Here is a 5,278-nt window from a genome sequence, read left to right as displayed (position 1 = left end):
TCGAGCTGTTCGGGGTAGATGACGCAACGCGCCTGCAGCCCCTGCTGATTGGCCCAGTGCTGGTCGGTGCCCAGCCCGTGCTTCCAGCGCCACGGGCCATCGATGGCCAGCCGGCGATGGGTCTTGCAGGCCCGCGCCAACCGCTGACGCCACGGCTTGAGCGTCTCGGTGATGGTGGCGGCGGGCTGGTCGGGCATCAGGCCCAGATCCGCAGCCAGATCCCCGGTACCGATCAGTGCTCCCAGCAGGCGTGGCGTGTCATCGCCCGCGGCGAGCAGTTCCTCGGCGGCCAGCAGTCCGGCCTGGCTTTCCAGCGTCGCGACGCTCTTCAGACTGCCCCGTGTCAGGCCATGCAGGGCTTCCTGCTCGGCGAGGGCGTCATCCAGCGCAGCCAGCTGGGCGCGTTGCTCGACGGCGGGCAGGAAGATGGCGGCGGGAGTCCCGGTGGGATCGCCCAGGGTGGTGCTGATCAGCTCTGCCAGTTCGTCGCGACCGCCGTGCTCCAGCAGGTTGAGGCGCACGGCCGGCCACACCTTCAGGGCACGGGCGCGTCTGGCGAAGTCGGCGAAGCGACTGATGGCAAGCTTGCGTCCGGCGGCCGGGGTGAACTCTTCGAGATCGACCACGATGGCATCGGCGCCGCTGGTGAGGGCGGCCTGCAGACGGGCGGCGTCGTCACCCGGCACGAACAGCCAGCGCTGGGGAAGCTTGTGGTCCATGGCGGTGGTCATCACTCAGCCCTCCATCAGGTTGGGCAGGAACAGCACGAGTTCCGGAATGAAGGTGATCAGCATCAGCACGGTCAGCATCGCGCCCAGCATCAGGCCCAGCGGGCGCAGCGAATCGCTGACGTTGATACCGGCGATGCGACAGGCGGCCATCAGGTCGATGCCCAGCGGCGGCGTATTGGCGCCGATGGCCAGATTGACGGTCAGCAGTACCCCGAAGTGCACCGGACTGATGCCGTATTGCGCTAGCAGCGGCATCACGATGGGCGTCACGATGATGATGATCGCCACGCTTTCCATGAAGGAACCCAGCACCAGTAGCACGGCGGTCAGCAGCAGCAGGACGCTGATGCGGCTGTCGGTGAATTCGCCGATCAGCTGGGCGATGGCCTGCGGCACCTGCTCGTAGGTCAGGCCCCAGGCGAACATGCCGGCCGCACCGATGATCAGCAGGATGGCGCCGGTGGTCTCGGCAGTTGCCTTGACGCTGTCCAGGAAGCCGCGCCAGGTCAGGCTGCGATAGACACAGGTGCCGATGATGATGGCGTAGAGAATCGCGGAGGCGGCGGCTTCGGTGGGCGTGAAGACCCCGAAGCGGATGCCACCGATGATCATCACCGGCACCATCAGGGCCGGCATGGCGCTGAGCAGGGCGCGGCGACGCTCGCCGGGCACACGGGCCGCGACACCACCCGACCAGCCATGCTTGCGTGACATGTAGAGGGCGACGCCGACCAGCGCGACGGTCAGCATCAGGCCGGGGATGATGCCGCCCATGAACAGCTGGCCCACCGAGGTATTGGAGGTGGTGCCGTAGACGATCATCACGATGCTGGGCGGAATCACGGTGCCGATGGAGCTGGCGGTGCCGACCAGCGCACTGCTGAAGCCCTTGTCATAGCCGTTGCGGGCCATGGTGGGCAGCAGCATGCTGCCGATGGCGATCACGTCCGCCACGCCGGAGCCGGACAGCGCGCCGAACATCATGCAGGCGAGCACCGCGACCACCGCCAGACCGCCGCGGATGTCACCGACCATCGCCATGCACAGGCGTACCAGGCGTTCGGTCAGACCGGCGCGGTTCATCAACTGGGCGGCGAGCACGAACAGCGGGATCGCCAGCAGGGTGAAGCTTTCCATCCCGGCCACGAATTGCTGCGCCGAGACCATCATGGGCGCGGCACCGAAGGCCAGCAGGTAGAAGAGGGCCGACATCAACAGCGCGAAGGCGATGGGAATGTCGATGAGGATGCCGAGCGCGAATACGCCGAGCAGAGCCAGGGCGCCGAGAGTCATGAGGCATCTCCTTGGCGTGGGGATGACGGGGCGTCATCGGCCAGGGTGTCACGGGAGGTTGCGGTCGGCGTCAGCAGGTGCTCCAGCTGTACCAGTGCCATCGCGGTGCAGCACAGCGGCACGGACAGATAGACGATACCGGCCGGAATCTGCAGCGCAGTGGTGGTTTGACGCATCGTGATGACGGTCAGATCCATGCCTGCCTTGGCCAGCAACAGCAGCATGATCAGGATCATGGCGTCAGTGATGCGTCCGGTAATGCGCTGGATACGCATCGAGCGCACCAGCAGCGGCAGCAGGCCCGCACTCAGGTGAGTGCGGTTGCGGGTGCAGGACACCGCGGCCAGCAGGGTGGTCCATACCAGCACCAGCTGCGGCAACTCTTCTGCCCAGTGCGGCGGCTGACCCATGACCCAACGCATGAAGACGGTCCAGATCACCAGTGCCGACAGCGCGGCGACTCCGCTGGCAGCCAGGGCCAGACAGCCCCGGCAGCTCCAACGTGAGAGGGTGATCATCAAGGTACGCACGGCACACAACACGGCCAGCGGCTTGACGGAGGGAGAGGCGGAAGACATCGTTACTCGCCCTTGCGGTATTGCTCGACCAGGCCCATCAGCTCAGGCCCGAAGACGTCGGTGTACTCGGCCCACACACCCTGCACCTTGGCATTGAAGGGCGCGGTGTCGACCTCGTTGACCTGCATGCCTGCTTCTTCCAGCTTGGCGACCAGCTCGGCGTCATCCTTCTGGGTCATCGCGCGCTGCTTGTCACGCCATTCGTCGGCGCTCTTCTGCACTGCGGCCTGATCCTGCTCGGAGAGCTGGTTCCAGGTGAAGTTGGAGATGGTCAGACACGCCGGTGCCCAGACGTGACCAGTGAGGGAGACGTAGTCCTGCACTTCGCTGAACGAAGAGGAATAGATGATGGCCAGCGGGTTTTCCTGGGCATCGAACACGCCCTGCTGAAGCGCGGAGTAGAGCTCACCGAAGGACAGCGGCGCCGGGCTGGAACCCAGTGCGGTGAAGGTGTCCAGACGCATCTTGTCCGGCGTGACGCGAATCTTGAGGCCGGCGAGGTCTTCCGGGGTGGTGATGGGGCCACGGTTGTTGGTGACGTGACGGAAGCCGTTTTCCCACCACGACAGGATCTTCATGTTGTGCTCGTCGGCGACATCCTCGAGCGCATCGCCCAGCTTGCCATCGTAGGCGGCGTAGGCATGTTCGCGGTCCGGCCAGGAGTAGGGTAGTTCGACGATGCCGAAGCGGGCATCCAGCGGCTGGAAGGAGCCACAGCCGATCACGCCAGCCGGCACGCTGCCGATCTGCATGCCTTCCACGACCGTCTTCTCGTTGCCGAGCTGTCCGCTGGGGAAGACCTGGAAATTGACGCGGCCATCAGTGGCCTCGGCGACATCCTTGGCAAAACCTTCCGCAGCGATGTTCCAGCTATGGGTGGGCGCCAGCACGTGGCCGAGCTTGATATCCTGAGCCTGAGCGGCGCTCAGCGGCAGGATAGCGGTAGCGGCAATTGCAGCGGTCAGCAGGGTACGCTTCATCGGGACACCTCTTGGAGTTGTTATCGTTGTGACAGGCGCCTCTGTGTGCGCCTTGATCCAAGAGTGTGTTCTGTTCGTGTATTTCGGTAGTTTCGATTTTTTATTCTTGGTATTAACCAGATTTATGCTGGGTCTCGATGGATCGCCGACCTGAGAGTCTAGTCTTTTTATATACCGTTATCTTGCTTTGCAGCCCATTGCGGTTCTGGCAGGCCTGGGCGCAGCAGCAGTCATCGGGACACGCAACACAAGGCGCCCGCGAAGAGGGGTGTCTTCGCGGGCGCTGAGATATCACTGAGACAGCCTGGTTGGCGCCTCAATGTCGTTTGGGAGCCGCTCTCGCGTCACGCCACCGCCTTGTCCAGCGCCTGGCTGACATCGGCGATGATGTCGTCGATGTGCTCGATCCCCACCGAGATGCGCACCAGATCCGCCGAGACGCCGGCCTTGGCCAGTTCTTCCTCGTTGAGCTGGCGGTGAGTGGTGGAGGCCGGGTGGCAGGCCAGCGACTTGGCATCGCCGATATTGACCAGGCGCAGAATCATCTGCAGCGCATCGATGAACTTGCCGCCGGCGATGCGCCCGGCTTCGGCCTTGTCATCACCAGTCGCGTCCGTCTTGATGCCGAAGCTTATGATACCGGAGGCCTTGCCGCCGGTGATCTTCTGGCAGGTGGCGTGATAGGGGCTGTCGGGCAGCGCGCCGTAGTTGACCCAGCTGACGCTCGGGTGCTGCTGCAGATACTCGGCCAGCGTGAGCGCATTGCTGCAGTGGCGTTCCATGCGCAGGCTGAGGGTTTCCAGGCCTTGCAGCAGCAGGAAGGCGCTCTGCGGTGACAGCGCCGCGCCAGTATTGCGCAGTGGCACCACACGGCAACGCCCGATATAGGCGGCCGGACCGAAGGCCTCGGTGTAGACGACGCCGTGGTAGGAGGGGTCCGGCTCGTTGAGAATCGGGAAGCGCTCCTTGTTGGCGACCCAGTCGAACTTGCCTGAATCAATGATGATGCCACCCACGGTGGTGCCGTGGCCGCCGATATACTTGGTCAGCGAGTGGATCACGATATCGGCGCCGTGATCGAAGGCGCGGCACAGCACTGGCGTGGCGACGGTGTTGTCGACGATCAGCGGCACGCCATGCTGGTGGGCGATCTCGGCCAGACGCTCGAGATCGACGATGTTGCCGGCAGGATTGCCGATGGACTCGCAGAAGACGGCGCGGGTCTTGTCATCGATCAGCGCCTCGAGGCCGGCGAAGTCATCGAAGGCCGCCATGCGCACCTCGACCCCCTGACGCGGCAGGCTATGGGCGAACAGGTTGTAGGTGCCGCCATACAGCTGGCTGGTGCTGACGATGTTGTCGCCGACCTGCACCAGCGCCTGGATGGCATAGGTGATCGCCGCCATGCCGGAAGCCACCGCCAGCGCCGCGATACCGCCCTCGACGGCGGCCATGCGCTGCTCCAGCACGTCATTGGTCGGGTTCATGATGCGGGTGTAGATGTTGCCCGGCACCTTGAGATCGAAGAGGTCCGCGCCGTGCTGGGTATCATCGAAGGTGTAGGAGGTGGTCTGGTAGATCGGCACCGCCGCCGCCTTGGTGGTGGCTTCCGAGGTATAGCCGTGATGCAGGGCGAGGGATTCCAGCTTCATGTTGTCAACCGACATGACAGTGTCCTTGTGCGAGAGCGTGGCGA

General features: G+C 64.4%; 5 protein-coding genes. All 5 read right to left on the bottom strand.

The annotated features are described in order from the left end of the window. Positions 1-731: aldolase/citrate lyase family protein (locus AC4FAH_RS12115; RefSeq protein ID WP_490246098.1), on the bottom strand; the 731-nt coding region annotated here is incomplete at its 3' end. Positions 732-734: 3 nt separating this feature from the next. Further along, entirely contained in the window at positions 735-2,024 is a 1,290-nt protein-coding gene (locus AC4FAH_RS12110) for a TRAP transporter large permease (RefSeq protein ID WP_107334689.1), read from the bottom strand. Next, entirely contained in the window at positions 2,021-2,602 is a 582-nt protein-coding gene (locus AC4FAH_RS12105; RefSeq protein ID WP_490246097.1) for a TRAP transporter small permease, read from the bottom strand. The genes AC4FAH_RS12110 and AC4FAH_RS12105 overlap by 4 nt, the downstream gene beginning before the upstream one ends. A gap of 2 nt (positions 2,603-2,604) precedes the next feature. Then, positions 2,605-3,582, bottom strand: coding sequence for a TRAP transporter substrate-binding protein (locus AC4FAH_RS12100; RefSeq protein WP_054556958.1), 978 nt, complete (start codon positions 3,580-3,582; stop codon positions 2,605-2,607). 344 nt (positions 3,583-3,926) lie between these two features. Then, entirely contained in the window at positions 3,927-5,234 is a 1,308-nt protein-coding gene (locus AC4FAH_RS12095) for an O-acetylhomoserine aminocarboxypropyltransferase/cysteine synthase family protein (protein ID WP_131433029.1), read from the bottom strand. Positions 5,235-5,278: the final 44 nt, after the last annotated feature.

It is taken from the genome of Cobetia sp. (genome assembly GCF_983723665.1).
This window is presented reverse-complemented; position numbering and strand designations above follow the sequence as displayed.